Here is a 17,670-nt window from a genome sequence, read left to right as displayed (position 1 = left end):
CACTGATGATCGACGTCCTTCGGCACCCGACCTACGCCAAGCTGTTCAGTGCGCAGGTCATCGCCCTGCTTGGCACCGGAGTGCTCACCATCGCGCTCGGCCTGCTCGCCTTCGATATCGCCGGCGGTGACGCCGGGATCGTGTTGGGGGTGGCGATGAGCATCAAGATGATCGCCTACGTCGCCGTCGCCCCGCTCACCACCGCTGTGCTGGCACGCCTTCCTCGCAAGCCGGTGCTCGTCGGCGCCGATCTGATCCGGGCCGGTGTCGCGATGTCTTTGCCGTTCGTGACCGAGGCATGGCACATCTACGTTCTGATCTTTCTGCTGCAGTCCGCCTCCGCGACGTTCACGCCCACGTTCCAGGCGGTCATCCCCTCGGTGCTGCCCGATGAGGGCGAGTACACCCGGGCGTTGTCGCTGTCGCGTCTGGCCTATGACCTGGAATCGCTGCTCAGCCCGATGCTCGCCGCCGCGCTGCTGACCGTGGTCGGCTACCACCAGCTCTTCGTCGGAACCGTGGCCGGGTTCTGCGTCTCGGCGGTCCTGGTGATCGCCTGCCGGTTCCCGCACATCGAGACCCCGCCGCCGACGAGATTCCTCGACCGGCTCACCCGCGGGGCACGCGCTTTCTGGGCCAGCACCGAGCTGCGCGGACTGATGGGCCTGAACCTCGTCGTGGCCACCACCACGGCCATGGTGATCGTCAACACCGTCGTCCTGGTCCAGGGACACCTCGACCGCCCCCAGCCCGACGTCGCCCTCATGCTCGGCGCCTATGGCGCCGGTTCCATGCTCGTCGCGCTCGTCGTGCCCAAGCTCCTCGACACCGTGGCCGACCGGGGCGTGATGCTCACCGGCGGCATCGCCCTGCCCATCCTGCTGCTGGCCGCGGCCGCCGTCATGGCCTGGATGGAGCACACCGGGCAATGGACTGTCCTGCTGATCATGTGGTTCCTGCTCGGAACGGCGACCTCCGCCGTTCTGACCCCCTCGGCCAGACTCCTGCGCCGCAACAGCTCCGCGCACAACCGGCCGGCGGTGTTCGCCGCCCAGTTCTCCCTCTCCCACGCCTGCTTCCTCATCACCTACCCCCTGGCCGGGATCCTCGGCGCAGCGATCGGGCTTCCTCCCATCGCGCTCGTGCTCGTCGGTCTTGGCATCCTCGGCGCGCTCTTCACCGCTCTCACCTGGCGCACGAGCGCGGACTCCTCAAAGACCGCCGAGCAGCGAGGTTCATGACTGAGACTCACCCAGACCGCACGCGACGGCAGTAGACAACACGCGTGTGCGCTCGCTCAGCGAGCCCATACCCTCACCGCACAGCACTGCGTCACAGCCCTCATGTTCACTCGCTCGTGTCAACACGATTCCTGAACCTGTGGGCTTCCCCGAGGTAGCGGGCGTCGGTCCGGAAGAGTTCCAGCTCAGCCGGATGCAACTGGTGCTGCGTGACGAAGCTCCTGGACTTGATCTTCCACAACCCCTGACCCACCCCCAGCGCCGGAAGGAGGTTCTGTTCGGTGCCGGTGAGTCCCAGGGCGGTGGCGGTGGGGCCGAGCTGGTCGGATTCTTGCCGGTACACGATCCGCGTCTCCGCGTTGGCCAGGAGGGAGTTGGCGAGGGAACGCATGGCTGATCCGGCGTCGCCGACGTTGTCGAGGTCGGAGAGCTTGTGGAAGATCAGCATGTTCGCGATCCCGTAATGACGAGCGAGCCGCCAGTGCGCGTCCATCCGCTTGAGCAGGGCGGGGTGGGACATGAGCCGCCAGGCCTCGTCGTAGATCACCCACCGCTGCCCACCGTTCGGGTCGAGCAAGGCGGACTCCATCCACGCGCTGGAGCAGGTCATCAACACACTGATGAGCGTTGAGTTCTCGGTGACCCGCGACAGGTCGAGGCTGATCATCGGCAGTGACGGGTCGAAAGTGACGGTGGAGGGTCCGTCGAAGAGCCCTTGGAGGTCTCCGGCCACGAGCCTGCGTAGGGCGTGGCCGACGAGTCGGCCGTCCTCAGCCAACCTGTCGTCAGCGTCCGCCCTTGAGGCGCTGGGGTTGAGGATGTGGTCGACGACGGTGGGCAGGATCGGCACGTCGTTCTCCCGCACCGTGACAGTCAACGCGAGGTCCATGGCGGTGTGCTCCAACGGCGTCAACCCCCGCGCCAGCACCGTCTCGGCCAGCGCACCGATCAGGTCGCGGCGACGGGCGGCCACGGTCGTCCTCCACTGCTCATCGCTGAGGCCGCCCGGTCGGTGGCCCTCGTCGAGAGGGTTGAGCCGAGTGTTCAGGCCGTGGCCCAGCACGATCGCCCGGCCTCCGACTGCCTCGGCGACCGCGGTGTGCTCTCCTTTGGGGTCACCGGGAACGTAGACGCGGCGCCCGAACGGCAGGGACCGGGTGTACAGGGACTTGGCGAGGGAGGACTTGCCGGAGCCGACGATCCCGGCGAGCACCACGTTGGGTGCGGTGATGATCCCGCGGGCATACAAGACCCAGGGGTCGTAGACGAACGATCCGCCGGAGTAGAGGTCTTGGCCGACGAACACCCCGTCGGAGCCCAGGCCGCCTTCGGCGATGAAAGGATACGCCCCGGCGAGGGTCGCGGAGGTGTCTTGATGGCGCGGGAGCCGGAACCGGCCCGGCGATCTGAGAGCGGCGGGTCCGGGTTCACCGGCGGCGGGCAGGTAGCGGGTGGCGCGACGTTCGGCCCGCTCAGCCACGGCCTTCGCGCGTGCGGCGGCCTTCTCGGCGGCGTGCTGTTCGGCCTGGAGCCTCGCCGCTGCCTGCCTGCGCTGCTTGCGCAGCCGGCGGCGCTCCTTGGCGGGGGCGACGAGGACCGAGGTGTGCAGCCGCTCCCGTTCGGCGCCGGTCACAGCGACAACCCCCGCGGGGAACCGGTGGGAGCACTGGCTGGACTGGCGTACCAGTCACGGTCCGCGCCGAGGGCAGAGCGCCGGGCGGCCGACGCCTCCCGAGCCGGTACGGGCGCGTGGTGTGGCTGCTCGTGGACGACCGCCGAGGCCGGCTGCTCGGCCTCGTGCAGTGCGGGATCGGGTGGCGTGTCGAACTCCCGGTATAGGCCCACATGCCCAAGGCCGTGGTTGTAGGTCAGCGCATACCGGCCGTCCTGGACGGTCCGGTCGGCGCTGCCGGTAGGTGGCTGGTCGTCGTAGACGTACCCGTTCTCCAGGGCCGCCTGAGTGGTCTCCTCGCCATAGTCGTACCCGCTCAGGTGCGCGATGGCCGCTTCGGCGCCGTCGCGGTCGATCAGATCGCGTACCGCATCGGCCTCCTCGCCCTGGAGGAAAGCAACGTTCAGCCAGCGCCGCCCCACCGCCTGTTCGGGCTCGGAGTGGTCGTGCTCGCTCAGCTCGGCCAGGGCGTCAGTGTTGGTGCGGGCGGCCTCGGCAACCCACACCGGGAACAGGCCCTCGTGCTCCGGGCTGCTCCCGGACTGGTCGAGCGCGTACTGGCGGGCCTGACCGGCGGCGCTCAGAAAGGTCGCGAGATCACGGAGGGCGTGGCGGGGGTCGACGGGGGTGCCGGCGCCGGTGAACAGGTCCCGGCCCTCCACCGTCTGGCCGGTGGTGGTGTCGGTGATCCGGTAGGCGTAGCGCTGGTGTTCACCCACCGGCGCATCGGGCCACACCGTCAACGTGAGCGTCCCGGCCTGCACGGTCGTGATCGTCGGGTCGCCGCCGAGCCGGGCGGCCAACCGCTCCCGCGCGGCTTCTCGATCGATGACCGGTTCGGGGTGCCAGGCGATCCTTCCGGAGTGGGAGAACGCCGCGTCGAGCCGGTCGTAGGCCCGATCGAGCAGGGTGCCGGCCTGGTGCAACTCGTCGGCCGCGGCCAGCGCGGACGCCGCGCCGGCCGCGGCGTTGCCGTTGTCGTCGAACGCGCGATCCCGCGCGTTCAGGTGAGTGGCGGCGAGCTGGTCGAGGACTTGGCGCAGCGAGCGGACACCGGCCACGAGGTCACCGAACACGGTGTAGGTGTCGGCCGGGTCATCGAACACGCGGGAGGCGTGGGCCAGGCCCCGCAGTGCCTCGGAGGCTTCGGCCGCATCGGCGAGCGGGTCGCGGAAGGTGGGCATCGCAGCCTCCAAGACGGTGAGCGAACAGAGAGGGGTGAGCCCAGTGGTTCGGGCTCACCCCTCAGGTGCGCGCAGCACTCCACCGCCATGACTGGACCGGGGCCGGCGGCTGTGTGCGGTCAGACGCGGCGGCACAGCGGCAGTGCGGCGGCGGTGAACGCCGCGGCCTGCTGGCCCACCAGGAGCCGGGTTTCGCAGGAGGCTTGGATGGCGGCCTGCTCGATCGCCGCGACCCCGGCTTCCAGTTCCTCCACTGTCGGGGCGGAGACGGAGATGAGGCCGGTGTATCTGAGGATTCCGTGTCCTGCGGTGAGGTCGGCTTCCTGCTGGAGCACGTCCTGGTACTCGGCGGTCTGGGCGGCGTCTTCGATCTGCCCGATCTTTGCCCGCTGCGCCTGATCGGAGATGTGCTCGACCTTCTTCTTGCGAATATCTCTGGCGGCTTGGTCGGAGCGCATCGGGGTGCAGATCAGCGAGAACGACCGCTGAATGCCCGTGGAGAGGAGAACCGGTGACAGGAAGCCGGGATAGACCAGCGACCTGGGCCACTCACTGATCCAGAGCACTGCGTGGTGGGCGGAATCGGTGCGCAGCCGGGTCCAGGACTCGTTGACCGCGACCGGCCCGGCGGTGGCGAGGGATTGGCCGAGTTCGCCGTGACGTTCCAGCGTGGCGGCGATCGCCGGGTCATACGCGCTGCGGAGGATGACGGCGATCTCGCCCGGTGACAGCCACCCGGTGGTGGTGAGGTCGGCTGAGCGGAGTGCGGCGAGGAGGGTGGACATCTCTTGCCGCAGGACGGCGGCGGCGCCTCGGATGCCGCCGCCGGCGGTCCTGACCTGGCGGGCGGCGTTCTTCATGTCCAGCGACAGCGACAGGGTGGTGGCGTGGCGTTCTCCGGCAGGCCGGGCGCGGTCGATCAGCTCGGCGTAGGTGGTCGCGGCCCAGGTGTCGTCGGCGGTGCCGTGAGCGGCCCACCATTCCGCGAGGCCGGTCCCCGAATCGGGCAGAGTGCGCTCCAAGACCTGCAAGGTGGCGATGCGTCCGGAGCGGCAGACGGTGGCCAGGACGCGGCCCCAGGAGGTGACCCGGCGTTCCTGCTCGCCGGGGTCGAGGAGGACGAACGCCGGGTGGGTCACCTCGCAGACGACGGTGAGGGTCTGGGCGTGGGGGTCGTGGATCATGCCCGCGCCGGTGTCGGGGTCGGTGTATTCGCGCAGCCTGGCCATGTCGCCGGGCAGGGCGAGGGTGCCGACGGGGCGGGGTGTGACGATGCGGCGGCGATACAGGAGTTGTCCGCCGGTGGAGCGCCAGAGCCACCAGAACGCGACTGGCAGCCATTCGACCGCGGGCCGTCCGGCGATGGGTGTCCATGTCAAGGCGGCGGCGATGACCCAGATGGGTGCGGTGTAGGCGAGGAGGATGCCGCCACCGGCGTAGAGCGCCCCCACGACCGAGAGGATGCCGGTGGCGAGGGTGATGAGCTGCGACAACGATAGCCCCAACAACACCCCGCGGCGGGTGAGGCGGGAGAACTTCACCGGCTCCAATTCCGACGACGTGGCGCGATCGTTCTGCTTCGTGGGCACAGTGCTTCACTCCTTCCCGGTCGGCTTCGGTGCCGGCGGCGGGGGTTGCTTTGGCGGACGCCCCTCTGACGGCCCGCTGGTGGGTGCCTGGGGGTGTGGCGTCGAGGGCGGGGGTGCCTGCGTGGCCGGTGGGGTGTTGCCGGTTTGGCCGGCGGCACCGGCGGCGGCCTCACCTTGCCCGCCGAGGGCCGTGCCGACTTTGGGTCCGGCGGTCGAGGCGTCTTTGGCGACCTTCGCCGCCACGACGGCCGCGGCTGCGGGGCCAGCCGCCGCGGCACCGGCCCCGGCACCGGCGCCCGCACCTGCTCCGGCGGAACCACTTGCTGCGGTCTTGCCGCCAGCGGCGCCGGCCGTCCCGCTGCCTGCGGGCGCGGGGTTCTTCGGCTCCGGTGGCTTCTTCCCACCACCGCCGCCACCGCCGTTGTCCCCGCCGCCGGTGTTGTCGTCGAGGATCTTCTTGGGCTCGTTCCCGTTGCTTCCGGGCTTGGCGGGGGTGGGGATGGGCCGGTTGAGGGCGTTCTTGGCGTCCTGTTCGGACCCGATCGCGTGGTACATGTCGAACCCGACGAACGACAGGAACTTGTAGGTGAGATAGGGGGCGAAGGCGGCCATCGCCATGAGGACGATCCCGGCGATCGGGTCCGCCACGGAGGCCAGGTCGCCGTCGATGGGTGCGGAGACTTGGGTGATGGCGACGAGGAACATCACGACCAGGACGAGTTTGGAGACGATGAGGGCGATGACGAACATCGCCCACTTGCTGATCCACCCCTTGGTGGCGTCCCACGACGCCCCGGAGAACGCGAGCGGCGCGAGGACGATCGCGACCAGCAGCAGCGCTTTGCGCACGAGAAGACTGAGCCAGACGATCGCAGCGGCACTGATGGCCAGCCCGGCGAGGAAGATGGTGATGATCGCCCCGACGCCGGGGGCTGCGATGTTGATCCCGACCAGCCCGGCGGCGAGGAGGGTGATCTTGTCGCCCATGGATTCGGTGGTCTCGCCGGCGGCTTGGATGATGCCGATGCAGAGCTGGTCGACGATCTCCAACAACAGCGCGGTCAGGGTGATGACCACGAACGACCCCAGCACCGACTTCGCCAACCCGAGGGCGGCGCGGGACAAGGCGGTGGGGTCGCGGCGGATGAGGCCGGTGATGAGTTGGAGGCAGAAGAAGATCAGCATCACGAACACGGCGATGCCGAACAGGATGTTGTAGACCGCCACGTACTCCGGCGACGTGACGTCGACCAGGGTGGTGGTGTCGAAGACCGTCCAGACGGCCTCGAACAGCCACCCGGCGGCGGCGCCCATGGCTCCTGCGAGCCAGTCGAACGGCGCCGAGACTAGGGAGGCGGCGGCTTCGCCGGCGGTATCGCAGACGGTCGAGACGAGGGGGATATCGCACACACCCACCGCAGATCACTTCCTTACGCAGGATCGAGAAGGTTTGGTGGGTGGGGGTCAGACCTGCTGGCCGACGTCCCAGAAGAAGTTGATCAATGTGACGGACGCACCGCAGATCACGGCGGCGCCGCAGGAGACGAGGACGCCGATCTTCCCCCGACCGGCCAGGTGCGGGTTGCTGCTGTTGGCGCCGAAGCCCCACACGATCGCCGAGACGATCAGCGCCAAGACGCTGAGGATGAGGCCGATGGTCATGACGGCGCCGACGATGGTGCGCAGCTGGGCGATGCCGGGAAGGCCGGAGTCGTTGGGGTTGATGTCGACCTGCATCGGCAGCAGTGGGCCGAGGGCGGTGGCGGTTTCGGCGGCGAGGATCAGGGTGCTCATCGTGGGGGTGCTCCTTCATCGCGAGGCAGAGGGTTCTCGCCGATCAGGTGCACCACCCGCCCCACGCGGTCGGAGCCGATGAGAGGTCCGCTGGTGGGGTGTGGTTCAGAGTTGTTGGCCGAGGTCGATCAGCCAGTTCAGCCAGGCCACCCCGCCGCCGGCCAGGGCCGCGGCGCCCAGGGCGGTCCAGGCGCCGGTCCTTGCTTTGGTGGCGGCACTGTGGTGGCCGTTCGCGGTCGACAGCGCCCAGGCGATGGCGCAGACGATCAGCATCAGCACCGCGATGATGAGCACGAAGGTCAGCAGCGCACCGATGACCTCGCGCAGATCACCGATGCCGTCCAGGCTGTCGAAGTCGGGGAACACATCCATGCCGGTCAGCTCAACCGGCGCTAGCGATTGTTCGAGGCGTTCGAGATGTTCATGCTGGCCAGGTGCGCTGGCGGTGTCGCTGGTGGGGAGGTCAGCAGCTAGCGTCGAGGTGTGGGGCGTGGACCGACGAGCCAGGTGCGGTGGAGCTGCCCGATGGGCGGCGCATTCGTGACAACGGCACCCGCAAGGCTGCGGGGACGTACCCGCTGCTGAGTTCGCGGTCTATCTCCTCGGCTGCCGCCGGGCACTGACACGGCTATCGCTCTGCTGGCCACATGAGCGAAGTCGCGTCGGCGGATGCGGTGACGTGGGTCCGTCCACTATCACCGGCGTGCTGTCGAGACTCATCGGCGGGTTCCGGGGTCACCCCTCGCCTGGAGCGATGGTCGAACGGATGTCGTGCCGCAAGAGTATGGCCCCGGCCGGTACAGGCCAGGGCCATCTCGGGTCGGACCGCAATGGTCAGGAACTACTGATGGCGATGCGGCGTGGTCTGGCGATCTCGGTCTTGGGGACGCGGATGCTGAGCACCCCCTCCTCCAGCTTCGCCTCCACGCTGTCGGCGTCCACGCTGTCGGGCAGCTGGACACGGTAGTGGAACTGGCCCACGCGGCGAGTGCGGTGTCGTAGCAGCCCTTGGCGTTCCTTCTCCTTGAGCTCTCCGGCGACGACCAGATCGGTGCCGATCAGATCGATGGTGATGTCGTCGCGTTTGACGCCGGGGAGCTCGACCTCGACCAGGTAGGCGTCGTCGGTCTCGGTCACATCGGCCAACGGCGACCAGCCACCAGTGCTCTGGTCCACGCGACCGAAGGCTGAGTCCATCAACCGTCCCATCTGGGTGTAGAGGTCCTCGAACTCACGAAACGGGTCCCACCGATCCGCAGTGCTGTTCGATCGCAGTACGGGCAGTGCCATGACTTCTTCACCTCCACTGTCGTGCCGTTGTGTCTGCGATGACGTCTCGACGGTGCGGTGGTCCGCGCCGTCACCCTCCACAACGCACGAAGGCGCCACACCATTCCGAAGTTGAGTCACATCGGCTCAGCTTTCGGGAATGTGGGCTGAGCCGTACGTGTTGTCAGTGGTGAGCGTGGGGCGCGCCGCCCACTCGTACACATCGACAGGACATGAGGAAGAGGGGAACAGGGAGGTAATTCAGCGATGCGCCGCTACTACAACGGACTGAAGACAGCCGTGCTGCTCGGTCTGCTGACCGGTCTGATCCTGACTGTCGGTTACGGGCTCGGTGGCAGCACTGGCCTACTCGTGGCGACGGTGCTGTCGCTGGCGATGAACGGCGTGGCCTACTTCGCCTCGGACCGGATCGCCCTGGCCGCCATGGCCGCCGAGCCGGTCACCGAGCGCCAGGCGCCGCAGCTGTACACGATGGTGCGCGAATTGGCAGCCGCCGCAGGGCAGCCGATGCCCCGGCTGTACGTCAGCCGGATGCCGCAGCCAAATGCGTTCGCCACCGGCCGCAACCCCGAGAACGCCGCAGTGTGCGTCACCGAGGGCATTCTGCGGATGCTGAGCCCGCGGGAGCTGCGTGCGGTGCTGGCCCATGAGCTGTCCCACGTCGGCAACCGGGACATCCTGATCTCCAGTGTCGCCGCCGCGTTGGCCGGCATCCTTACCTCGCTGGCGAACCTTGCCCTGCTGCTGCCTTTCGGCTCCGATGAGGAGGATGCGCCAAACCCGCTGGCCGCGCTGCTGATGCTGCTGCTGGCCCCTATCGCGGCGGGGCTGATCCAGCTCGCGATCAGCCGCAGCCGCGAGTACCAGGCCGACGCCGACGGCGCGCGCCTGTCCGGCGACCCGCTCGCCCTGGCCAGCGCCCTGGAGAAGATCGAACACGGCACCCGGGCGATGCCCATGGCGCAGAATGGCTCATCCGCCGCTCAGGCCCACCTCATGATCGCCAACCCGCTGGCCGGTGACGGCATGACCGCGCTGTTCCGCACCCACCCGCCCACCAGCGACCGGGTCCAGCGGCTCCGCGAACTCGCCGGACATCACAGCCGCCGGACGTCGGCGGCGTCGCCGGCGCGGATCTCCCACCTCATGAGGTGACATCGGCAGACCCGCTTCTCAGACACCATGACCCGGCGCCCCCGGTCAGCTCCCGGGCCGGACGGTGACGTGGAGGTGGTCGTCGTGGCGGGTGGTGACGTCGGTGCCGCGTTCGTAGGGCCGCCAGCCCTCACCGGCGCGGGCGGTGGACCAGATCTGGTTCTGCCAGATCAGGTACTCCACCCCGAGGGTCTGGGCGTGGTCTTTCATCCAGTTCGTGACGTTCCAGCCGAGGTCGAGCGCGGGTCCGGTCGCTGCCTCCCCGATGGTGTTGCCGAAGGTCAGGTCACAGGCGCGCCCGAGGGGGTGTTCGGAGACGGTGCCGGGTCGGGGTGAATAGCAGGCCCAGCTCGTGTCGGGGAACGCGGCAATCGTCTGGGTGTAGAGGTGCAGCGTCCGCGCGGTGATCTGCCCGGTGGTGGTCGGGTCGTCCACGAGACGATCGGGGTCGCCGTCGAGGGGGTCCGGCTCGCCACCTGGTGTGCCGCCGCTGGGGTCGCAGGCGCCGCCGGGTGCTCCGGTCTCGGGTTCGGGCAGATTGGCCGCGTCATGGGTGTTCAGCCAGGCGGCGGGGTCGGTGTGTTCACCGTTTGTGCCGCCGGATCGGACCTCGAAGTGCAGATGCGGCCCCGTGGAGTTGCCGGAGGAGCCGACATCGCCGATGTGCTGGCCCGCGGCCACGCGGTCCCCGACTGTGGCGTGGATGCCGTGTTCCCACATGTGCGCATACGCCGTCGCCACCGTCTGGCTGTTGATGGCATGTTCGATGACAATGAGGCCGCCGTAGCCGCCGGAGAACTCCGCCACGGTGACCGTGCCGTCGGCGGCGGCGAGGATCGGGGTGCCGTCGGGGGCTGCGAAGTCGGTGCCGGTGTGAAAGCTCTGCTCGCCGGTGATCGGATGCACGCGTGGGCCGTAGTCGCTGGTGAGCACCCAGGTGTCTGCGGGGAGCGGGAACACCACCCGGGCCGACTGCGGCCCCGGTCCTGCCGCCACGCCGCGAGAAGAGGGGCCGGCCTGGCCGATACCACCGGCGCCGGTGAGGGTGGTCAGGATGCTCTCGGCGACCGGCTGATAGTTGCGGTACCGGTCCGGGTAGGCGGAGACTTCGACGGCTTGAGCGGCCTCGCCCTTGTCCATCTGCTCCCACCCGGGAATGTCCAGCAAACCTCTGGGGCTCGGGTGGTTGGGTCCGGTGGGGCCGCCGAAGAACGCCCGCGCCTGGTAGACGGGGTCCATCAGCTCGGCGACCGTGCCCCACCCAGACTGCGGCCGCATCTGAAACAGGCCCAGGGAGTCGTGGTCGGAGCCGTCCCCGTCGTTCGGATGGTCCGCGGACCCGGGGTAGGCGCTGGTGTTGGCGAGCATCCGCAGCGTCGATTCGGTCAGCGCCGCCATCAACGCGATCTGAAGGCCGTCACGGGTGATCCCGTCGATCTGACTGCCGGTCTCGATGATCGTCGCGGCGTGGGTGAGCTGGGTCCGGTTGAGCGTGAACGTCTCACCATTGGCCGTCGTCACAGTCAGTTCGTCAGGGACGTCGCCGACGGTGACGTTGGAACCGCTGGGGATGGTGCAGGAGGCGGTCGCGGTCAGGGCGGGGTTCATCACCACGCCGATCCCGACCAGCACCAGCGATGGCGCAATGAACACCAAGACCCCGGCGGCGATGGCGAGCTTCTTCAACACGACGACGACCTCCGGTCCTATCGGAGGGGGTTGTCGAGCTGGGACAGCCGCAGCAGATGACAGGTGTCGTAGGTCGGCGCGCAGACCACGAACACCGTGAACGCCACCGCATACTCAGACGTGACCGGTTCGTCGTTCCACAGGCCCTCGCGGTGGCGGGTGCCCTCGATCGTGACCGCGACTGTGCCCCCAGCGAGCTGGCCGGGCTGGGCCTGCTCTTCGGCGGTCGCCCAGGTGTCGGGGATGTAGGTGTTGTCGATGGTGAGGTGCTGGGTGGTGGCGTACTGCCGCAGCTCCAGCCAGGCATCCCGGGACGGAAGGTAGGCGGCGATGTCCGAAGCGAGCCCCGCCTGCTCTTGGCCGGTGGGGTCGCCGACGTCGAGGATCACGCTGGTGTAGTCCAAGGGCATGAACCCCGAGGCGGTGTCCCACTCGAACAACGCGGTGGCGACGTTGCGGGCGAAGGCCTGCGGTTCGTCCGAGGACCGCACCACCGGCAGCCGCGGCGTCGTGGTGGGGACTGGATCGGACGGCGCGGTGACGCCCGGCCCGGGGCGCTCGCCGTCATCGTCCCGGCCCGGGCTGGGTGGTCCGGCCAGGAGGCCGTAGACGCCGACACCGGCGAGCACGAGCACGATGACCACCGCGGTGAGGGCGGTGATGAGTCGGCGGCGGGTCCGCTGGTCGGAGAGGTCGGGAGTCTTCATACCCACCAGGTGCACACGCGCCACCAAGCACTCAGCGGGAAGGCTGCTGTCAGAGGGCGCGTAGATGACCCCGGACCGGGACCGGCTCGTCGCCGGTGGTGTGGTGGTCGCGGGCGGTGCGCAGTTCCTCGGCGAACCGGCTGGTGCCCTCGACGGTGGCAAGGAAGGACTCGATCTGCTCATCGGTCAGCTCGGCGGCGAGCTGTTCGGCGTCGTAATGAGTCCACCACCGCTCCAGCTCGGTCCAGGTGAGCACGAATGCCCGCACTGGATACCGGACCGGCTCGCCGTCGTCGTCGGGAACAGGGCGGGGCCGAGGCGCGCGCTTACCGGTCTTTGTCTGCTTGGCGCGGGCGAGGGCGTCGGCGGCGAGCTGATGCAGATCGGCCTCCCGCTGCTCTCGGGCAGTCTCGACCGCGCGCCGGACCGCCTCATAGACCGGATGCACCGGAGCCCCGGCGTCGATGCGCGCCAACTCCGCGACGACCTGTGCCCGCAGGGACGCGGGTTGGGCGGGGTCCTCGGCGATCTGCTGGAGCCAGCCGACCTGTTCGAGTCGCTTGTAGGAGGCGGTGCCGGTGACCATGCGGGCGGCCTGTTCACGCGCCTCACCGAGTGCGCCTGACGGTCCCGGCGATTCGCCGGGACCGTCGCTTCCTGGCTGTCGCTCCCGGCTGAACTGCGTCGCGGCCCTCCTGCGCTCAGCGTCCTCGGCCATCAGCGCCTTCAGCTCCCGATACAGGGCGGCCGCCTCGGTCTGGGTCAGCGGCTTGTGGAGCACGTTGTCGTCCTGCTCGGCCAACAGATGCCCGAGCCGGTCAGAGATCCCGCTCCGGACCCACACGTTGACCTTGCGCCAGCCGAGCTGTTTGATCGCCGCCAACCTCCTGGCCCCGCACACCAGCACCCCGTCGGGGGTGATGGTGATGGGCTGCAGCAGCCCATCCCGCTCGATCGAGGCAGCGAGTGCGTCGATGTCGCCCAGGTCGCCGCGATGCCGGCGCCCCACAGAGATCGAGTCCACGGTGCGCTCCAGCTCGATGTATCCGGCTGGTGCGGTCACGACCGATCACCACCAGGGCGGCCGTCGTGGCCACCGGGCGCGGCCAGCGAGATGGTCAAGATGAGGTCGTCGTCGCGTAGCAGCACGCCCAGGGTTTCGCCGATCAGCAGCCGCAGCAGCACACCCCGCCCCGCGGTCGTGGCGGCGTAGGCGGGGTGGGGGTTGCCCAGCAAGGCGCGCAGCAGCGCGGTCCAGGAGGAGCGGGGGAGGTCCAGCAGGGCGCGTGCGTGCTTGTCCCGCCGCAACGTCTCGTAGGCGGCCTGGCGGGTGCCGGTCTTGGTCAGCGCGGCGCAGACATGCTCCACCCCGGCCCGGGCGGTGGCCGGGTCCCAGCCCAGCAGCGTGAACAAGGCGATCGCGTCCTCGGCTGCCGACCCGGCCGTCATGCACGCCTGATCCGACCCGCGCCCGCCACCATCGGAGCCCGCCCCGTCGGCATCCGTCTCGGCGTCGGCGTGATCGTGAGGGTCGGTGATGTGGAAGGCGGGGTGGTAGTCGGTCAGGGGGTTCTCGCGGTCGGAGAACCGTTCGGGGTCGTGGAACGCCGAGACATGAGGGCGGCGAGCCTGGTGCACCGAGCAGAGCAGTCCTTGGGCGCGTTCTTCGAAGATGCAGGTGATCCGCACCGCATGCGTGATCACCGCCCACGGGTCGCGTGCTTCGCGGGCGGCGCGGGTGATCATCACCTTGAACGCCGCCGACGCGGCCTCCCACGGGTCCAGGCCGTGCTTGCGGGCGAGGGGTTCGTACTTGGTCGCGGTGTAGGCCATCAGCTCCGCGGCGACCGGGTCATGGCTCCATGCCCCTGGCCCGGCGTCGTGGAGCCGGAGTAGCAGCGTCCGCAGCCCGTCGCTGGTCGTGAAGTCCTCACCGCCCTCGCCATCGGTGGTGTGCGGATGGGTGGGTGTTGTCGTGGTCATGGTCGGGCACCTCCTGACAGACAGGTGCACACGCGCCCCCACACCACCGGCCGCGACGGCGAAGTGCTGGTGGGGGCGCGCATGTCAGGTCACCCCAGCCCGATCCCCGAACGAGACACCCACGACTGGTGCCGACTGCCACGGCCGAACTCCGACACATCCGGCAGCCGCCGCGCACGCTCACTAATCGCTTTGCCGACCTCGCCGGCACCGCGGCCGCCGGACCGCGTCATCTGGCCGGTGAACTGACGGGCGCGACGAGCGAGCTCGACCTCGAAGTCGATACCCCGCCCCGCCACCGCCGCCGACTGCCGGGCGAGCAGATCGGTCGGCCGCACCCACTCCACACCCCGCAACCGCCTCGCGGCATCCGCCGCCGTCGCTTTGTCGGCACGATCGCGTTGGGCTACACGGGCCGCGCGTACCGCCTCCGGCGCCGTCTCCTCAGCTGGGTCCGGGACCCTACGGCCGGTGTCCTGAACGGTCACCTGATCTTGACGCTCGCGGGGGTCCTTGCGGTGGTCCCGTTCGCGGGCCCGGTCGGTGGTCGTGCTCATGGTGTCCTCGCCTCGCTGCCGGTGTCGTCGATGGTTTGCTCGCCGGGGAGGTGCGCGGGCGTGAACCAGCGGCCTACCGTGGACGGGTGCACGTCGAGGTGGCGGGCGATGCGCTTGTTCGACCAGCCCTGCCCGCGCAGTCCGGCGGCGACTTCACGCCGATCCCGCACGCCCGGCCGGTCCGCGTCGGCCTGGGTCAGTTCCTCATCGCGGGGCGACTCGGCCGGCGGCTGGGGCTCGTCTTCCGCGACGACGAGTGCTGGTGGTCCGGTCGTCTCCGTGACGGGCCGGGTGAGGATCACCGTCAGGTGGGCGATCGCCAGCAGCACCAGCGGTGGGACCGCCGCCACCGACGCGGCCAGCACACCGGGCACGTCAGCGTCCGCGGCCACGACGGCGTGCAGCGCGTTCGCGGTCACCGACACGATCGCCCCGGCCGCCAGCAGCACCCATGGATACCAGGCCGATCTCTGGCCTGCCAGCGCGACGACGGAGACGGTCGCGACGACGATGATGCCGTCCACGATCAGAGGCCACGCCCACGCCTGCCCCTCCTCGATACCCGAGCGGCGGGCCAGATCGGCCAACGCGGTGAAGGACAGCCAGAACGCACCCAAGGCGATCAGCACCGTCCCGGCCACGGCGGTGATCACCGCGAGGCGCCGGCCACGACGCCGCACCCCCAGCGTGTCCGTCGCCGTCATGACAGCAACCGTCCTGATGCCTGCTGCACGCTCCGACGTGGTTCCTCGGACGGTGAGCCGGCGGGTGTTCGCGGTGCCGGGCCGGTGGTGCGGTAGGCGGAGCGGATCGTCGCTGACACCTCCCGCGCCGTGAGCCCCGCATGCTCAGCAGCCGGGGCAAGGGCGGCGTACGTATCGACCGGTGGGATGCCGTTCTCGGCCAGGCGGCACGCCGCCCAGAACAGACCACGATTCCGCTCACCCTCCGGTCGTCCGGCGACCCAGCCGGCCAGCCGCTCCGCGTTCACCTCGCGCACGTGGCCGGTCGGGCGCGTTGCTGGTGTGGGGCGGGGGTCGAGGAAGTCCCGCAACCGCCGGTCATCCAGCGGCTTGACGGGGTCAGTGTTGATCCGCCGCACCCGATAGGGGGCGCGACCTCGCTCACCGGCCACTACCGAGGGCGGGGCGACGATGTAGCCGCCCTCGCCACGGCAGTCGATCCCGGCACGAGCGGCCTGCCACGACCGCTGCCCGCCCCCGGGCGTCGCTGGGTAGTAGGCGTGCATCCCACCGGTGGGCGTGGAGACCAGGAGCTGCCAGCCATCCACTAGCCCCGCCTCCTGCGCGCGGCCGAACGCAGTGAACCCGTCGATGGGGCCGTGGACATCGACATCGACCACGACCACCCCCGAGGCCACGCCGGTCGGGACACCGATGTTGGCCTGCGGATGCTGACGCCACCACGCCGACACCTGCCCGCCGTCGGTGGTGGCGTCGCGGAAGCCATGCCCGGTCAACGGGCGCTTGCCGCCCGGTACGCACGGGAAGACCGGCACCCCCGCGTCGGCGAACTCCCTCGCCGCCCCCGAGAATGACGACGCATCCGCAGCCCGTGCCCACACACCTGTCAGCACATCCGGGGTGACCATCACAGCTCCCGCCCCGCCGGCGCCACCGAGACCCTGACAGGACGCACCCCCGGCTCAGGCACCAACGCCGCCGGACGCCTGGGCGTGTTGCGTTCGTGCGCCGGCTCACCGCGCTGCGGCTCGCTGCGCTGGGGTTTCTCGCGGTCCAGACCTGGTGGAGTGCCGTCACCGACCTGCGCGGTGTCGAGCTGATCCAGGATCGCCAGCGCGGTCTTGCGGACCCGCTCCCCGGTGGCCTTGACCACCTCGACCGGCTCCTTGTCATCCACCCGCGCCGCCCAGGTCGAGACGTACGGGATCGTGTAACCGGACGTGTCCATCCCGTGGGCGGCGCCGACCATCAGCGCCACCGACTCCGCCTCGACCTCACCGATGCCGCGATGCTGACGGGCCTCCTCGGCATCGGGGCCATGCAGGAGCACGTGGCCGAGTTCATGGGCGAGAGTCTTGACCTGCGCGGCCGGGTCCATGTTCTCCCGCACCGCCACGGTGTTCGCGGTGTAGTCGGTCATCCCGTTGGCGCCGCGGATCATGCCCTCGTGCGGCACCCGCACCACCGAGAACCCGGCCGCCTCGACCTGCCCCGCGAGTCCGTCCCACAGCCCGACGGGGGCTTCGCCTTCGAGTAGCTTCGGTGCCGGTGGTTCGGGGATCGGATCACCGGCAGTCTGGCTCACGTCCCACACATAGGCGGGCCGGACACCGACCATCCGCGTGCGCACGACCTCACCGGCCCGGGGCTTCTCACCCTTGCCCAGACGCCGCCAGGAGTCCACGTCCGAGGTGTTGGCCGAGGCGAACCGGCCCGTTACGGGAGCGAGAATCTGATAGCCGGGTTGGCCCTTCTCCACCTGCCGCCCGAACTGCTGCCACTGGCGATACCCGGCCACACACGAGGGGAACGGGTCGGGCACCAGGCCGGTCTCGAACGCCGCCTGGTGCTGTGTCCAGATCAGCAGCGTGTTGGAAAACGATCTGGTCCTGAACCGTGCCGCGAACGCGAGCGCCCGCGCCCAGTCCTCACCCGAGACGAGCCGTTCGACCGCACCAGTCAGGCGCTCGTGCAACTCATCGAGCTTGGCCTCGCGCGTGGCCTGGGTCTGCTTCCGTGTCGTCGCCATCGTCGTGTCCTCCCGATACGGTGAGCACCGGGCCGAACTGGGCCTCGGTGACCACCAGGTACGCCGGGAAGACCAG

At 69.7% G+C, this 17,670-nt stretch carries 16 protein-coding genes and 1 pseudogene; 2 read left to right on the top strand and 15 right to left on the bottom strand.

Features of this window, described 5'->3' with window-relative positions; genetic code table 11:
• The first annotated feature begins 5 nt into the window (after positions 1–5).
• The gene (locus IEW13_RS09895; RefSeq protein ID WP_188550763.1) at positions 6–1,241 is read left to right on the top strand and encodes an MFS transporter; all 1,236 of its coding nucleotides are present in this window, start codon (positions 6–8) and stop codon (positions 1,239–1,241) included.
• A 106-nt stretch (positions 1,242–1,347) separates the two neighbouring features.
• Here IEW13_RS09895 and IEW13_RS09890 read toward each other — a convergent pair whose 3' ends face one another.
• The 7 genes and pseudogenes from IEW13_RS09890 to IEW13_RS09860 form a co-directional block, all read right to left on the bottom strand.
• Positions 1,348–2,874 carry a putative type IV secretion/conjugal transfer ATPase gene (locus IEW13_RS09890; protein ID WP_188550762.1) on the bottom strand — a complete coding sequence of 509 codons (1,527 nt, stop codon included), beginning with the start codon at positions 2,872–2,874 and terminating at the stop codon, positions 1,348–1,350.
• A gap of 854 nt (positions 2,875–3,728) precedes the next feature.
• Positions 3,729–4,097 (bottom strand): annotated as a pseudogene (locus IEW13_RS09885) (hypothetical protein); the annotation flags it as partial.
• 119 nt (positions 4,098–4,216) lie between these two features.
• Complete coding sequence (locus tag IEW13_RS09880; RefSeq protein ID WP_188550761.1) at positions 4,217–5,686, bottom strand: SCO6880 family protein; 1,470 nt, start codon at positions 5,684–5,686, stop codon at positions 4,217–4,219.
• A 6-nt stretch (positions 5,687–5,692) separates the two neighbouring features.
• Positions 5,693–7,102: a TrbL/VirB6 family protein gene (locus IEW13_RS09875; protein WP_188550760.1), complete on the bottom strand. Its 1,410-nt coding sequence runs from the start codon at positions 7,100–7,102 to the stop codon at positions 5,693–5,695.
• A gap of 48 nt (positions 7,103–7,150) precedes the next feature.
• On the bottom strand, positions 7,151–7,480 hold the full coding sequence (locus tag IEW13_RS09870) for a DUF6112 family protein (RefSeq protein ID WP_005053539.1): 330 nt from the start codon (positions 7,478–7,480) through the stop codon (positions 7,151–7,153).
• 105 nt (positions 7,481–7,585) lie between these two features.
• Entirely contained in the window at positions 7,586–7,852 is a 267-nt protein-coding gene (locus tag IEW13_RS09865) for a DUF6112 family protein (RefSeq protein WP_005053541.1), read from the bottom strand.
• A gap of 462 nt (positions 7,853–8,314) precedes the next feature.
• The gene (locus IEW13_RS09860; RefSeq protein WP_005053543.1) at positions 8,315–8,770 is read right to left on the bottom strand and encodes an Hsp20/alpha crystallin family protein; all 456 of its coding nucleotides are present in this window, start codon (positions 8,768–8,770) and stop codon (positions 8,315–8,317) included.
• 246 nt (positions 8,771–9,016) lie between these two features.
• Between IEW13_RS09860 and IEW13_RS09855 the strand changes: the two genes are divergently transcribed.
• The gene (locus IEW13_RS09855; protein ID WP_188550759.1) at positions 9,017–9,925 is read left to right on the top strand and encodes a M48 family metalloprotease; all 909 of its coding nucleotides are present in this window, start codon (positions 9,017–9,019) and stop codon (positions 9,923–9,925) included.
• A 45-nt stretch (positions 9,926–9,970) separates the two neighbouring features.
• Here the strand turns inward: IEW13_RS09855 and IEW13_RS09850 are convergent, their stop codons facing one another.
• The 8 genes from IEW13_RS09850 to IEW13_RS09815 all read right to left on the bottom strand — a co-directional run bounded on the left by IEW13_RS09850 (position 9,971) and on the right by IEW13_RS09815 (position 17,594).
• Complete coding sequence (locus IEW13_RS09850; RefSeq protein ID WP_005053547.1) at positions 9,971–11,614, bottom strand: M23 family metallopeptidase; 1,644 nt, start codon at positions 11,612–11,614, stop codon at positions 9,971–9,973.
• A gap of 17 nt (positions 11,615–11,631) precedes the next feature.
• Positions 11,632–12,321: a hypothetical protein gene (locus tag IEW13_RS09845; RefSeq protein ID WP_043341434.1), complete on the bottom strand. Its 690-nt coding sequence runs from the start codon at positions 12,319–12,321 to the stop codon at positions 11,632–11,634.
• Positions 12,322–12,370: 49 nt separating this feature from the next.
• Positions 12,371–13,384 carry a ParB N-terminal domain-containing protein gene (locus tag IEW13_RS09840; protein WP_005053554.1) on the bottom strand — a complete coding sequence of 338 codons (1,014 nt, stop codon included), beginning with the start codon at positions 13,382–13,384 and terminating at the stop codon, positions 12,371–12,373.
• Positions 13,381–14,304, bottom strand: a complete 924-nt coding sequence (locus IEW13_RS09835) for a hypothetical protein (protein ID WP_005053556.1) — start codon at positions 14,302–14,304, stop codon at positions 13,381–13,383. The genes IEW13_RS09840 and IEW13_RS09835 overlap by 4 nt, the downstream gene beginning before the upstream one ends.
• An 89-nt stretch (positions 14,305–14,393) precedes the next feature.
• Complete coding sequence (locus tag IEW13_RS09830; RefSeq protein WP_005053559.1) at positions 14,394–14,861, bottom strand: hypothetical protein; 468 nt, start codon at positions 14,859–14,861, stop codon at positions 14,394–14,396.
• The gene (locus tag IEW13_RS09825; RefSeq protein ID WP_005053561.1) at positions 14,858–15,565 is read right to left on the bottom strand and encodes a DUF2637 domain-containing protein; all 708 of its coding nucleotides are present in this window, start codon (positions 15,563–15,565) and stop codon (positions 14,858–14,860) included. Before IEW13_RS09825 ends, IEW13_RS09830 begins: the two co-directional genes overlap by 4 nt.
• A complete protein-coding gene (locus IEW13_RS09820) occupies positions 15,562–16,473 on the bottom strand; it encodes a bifunctional DNA primase/polymerase (protein WP_188550758.1) in 912 nt (303 codons plus the stop codon). Before IEW13_RS09820 ends, IEW13_RS09825 begins: the two co-directional genes overlap by 4 nt.
• A complete protein-coding gene (locus tag IEW13_RS09815) occupies positions 16,473–17,594 on the bottom strand; it encodes an ArdC-like ssDNA-binding domain-containing protein (RefSeq protein ID WP_188550757.1) in 1,122 nt (373 codons plus the stop codon). The genes IEW13_RS09820 and IEW13_RS09815 overlap by 1 nt, the downstream gene beginning before the upstream one ends.
• Positions 17,595–17,670 lie beyond the last annotated feature (76 nt).

The sequence above is a fragment of the Sediminivirga luteola genome (assembly GCF_014639315.1).
GTDB classification, from domain to species: domain Bacteria; phylum Actinomycetota; class Actinomycetes; order Actinomycetales; family Brevibacteriaceae; genus Sediminivirga; species Sediminivirga luteola.
Note: the sequence above shows the minus strand (reverse complement) of the source record. Positions and strands in the feature narration are given on the sequence as shown.

Coding starts and splice junctions, on each gene's coding strand:
- IEW13_RS09865 (WP_005053541.1), bottom strand. CDS start 7,852: ATGGATGTGTTCCCCGACTTCGACAGCCTGGACGGCATCGGTGATCTG.
- IEW13_RS09870 (WP_005053539.1), bottom strand. CDS start 7,480: ATGAGCACCCTGATCCTCGCCGCCGAAACCGCCACCGCCCTCGGCCCA.
- IEW13_RS09860 (WP_005053543.1), bottom strand. CDS start 8,770: ATGGCACTGCCCGTACTGCGATCGAACAGCACTGCGGATCGGTGGGAC.
- IEW13_RS09835 (WP_005053556.1), bottom strand. CDS start 14,304: ATGACCACGACAACACCCACCCATCCGCACACCACCGATGGCGAGGGC.
- IEW13_RS09845 (WP_043341434.1), bottom strand. CDS start 12,321: ATGAAGACTCCCGACCTCTCCGACCAGCGGACCCGCCGCCGACTCATC.
- IEW13_RS09820 (WP_188550758.1), bottom strand. CDS start 16,473: ATGGTCACCCCGGATGTGCTGACAGGTGTGTGGGCACGGGCTGCGGAT.
- IEW13_RS09830 (WP_005053559.1), bottom strand. CDS start 14,861: ATGAGCACGACCACCGACCGGGCCCGCGAACGGGACCACCGCAAGGAC.
- IEW13_RS09855 (WP_188550759.1), top strand. CDS start 9,017: ATGCGCCGCTACTACAACGGACTGAAGACAGCCGTGCTGCTCGGTCTG.
- IEW13_RS09815 (WP_188550757.1), bottom strand. CDS start 17,594: ATGGCGACGACACGGAAGCAGACCCAGGCCACGCGCGAGGCCAAGCTC.
- IEW13_RS09895 (WP_188550763.1), top strand. CDS start 6: ATGATCGACGTCCTTCGGCACCCGACCTACGCCAAGCTGTTCAGTGCG.
- IEW13_RS09825 (WP_005053561.1), bottom strand. CDS start 15,565: ATGACGGCGACGGACACGCTGGGGGTGCGGCGTCGTGGCCGGCGCCTC.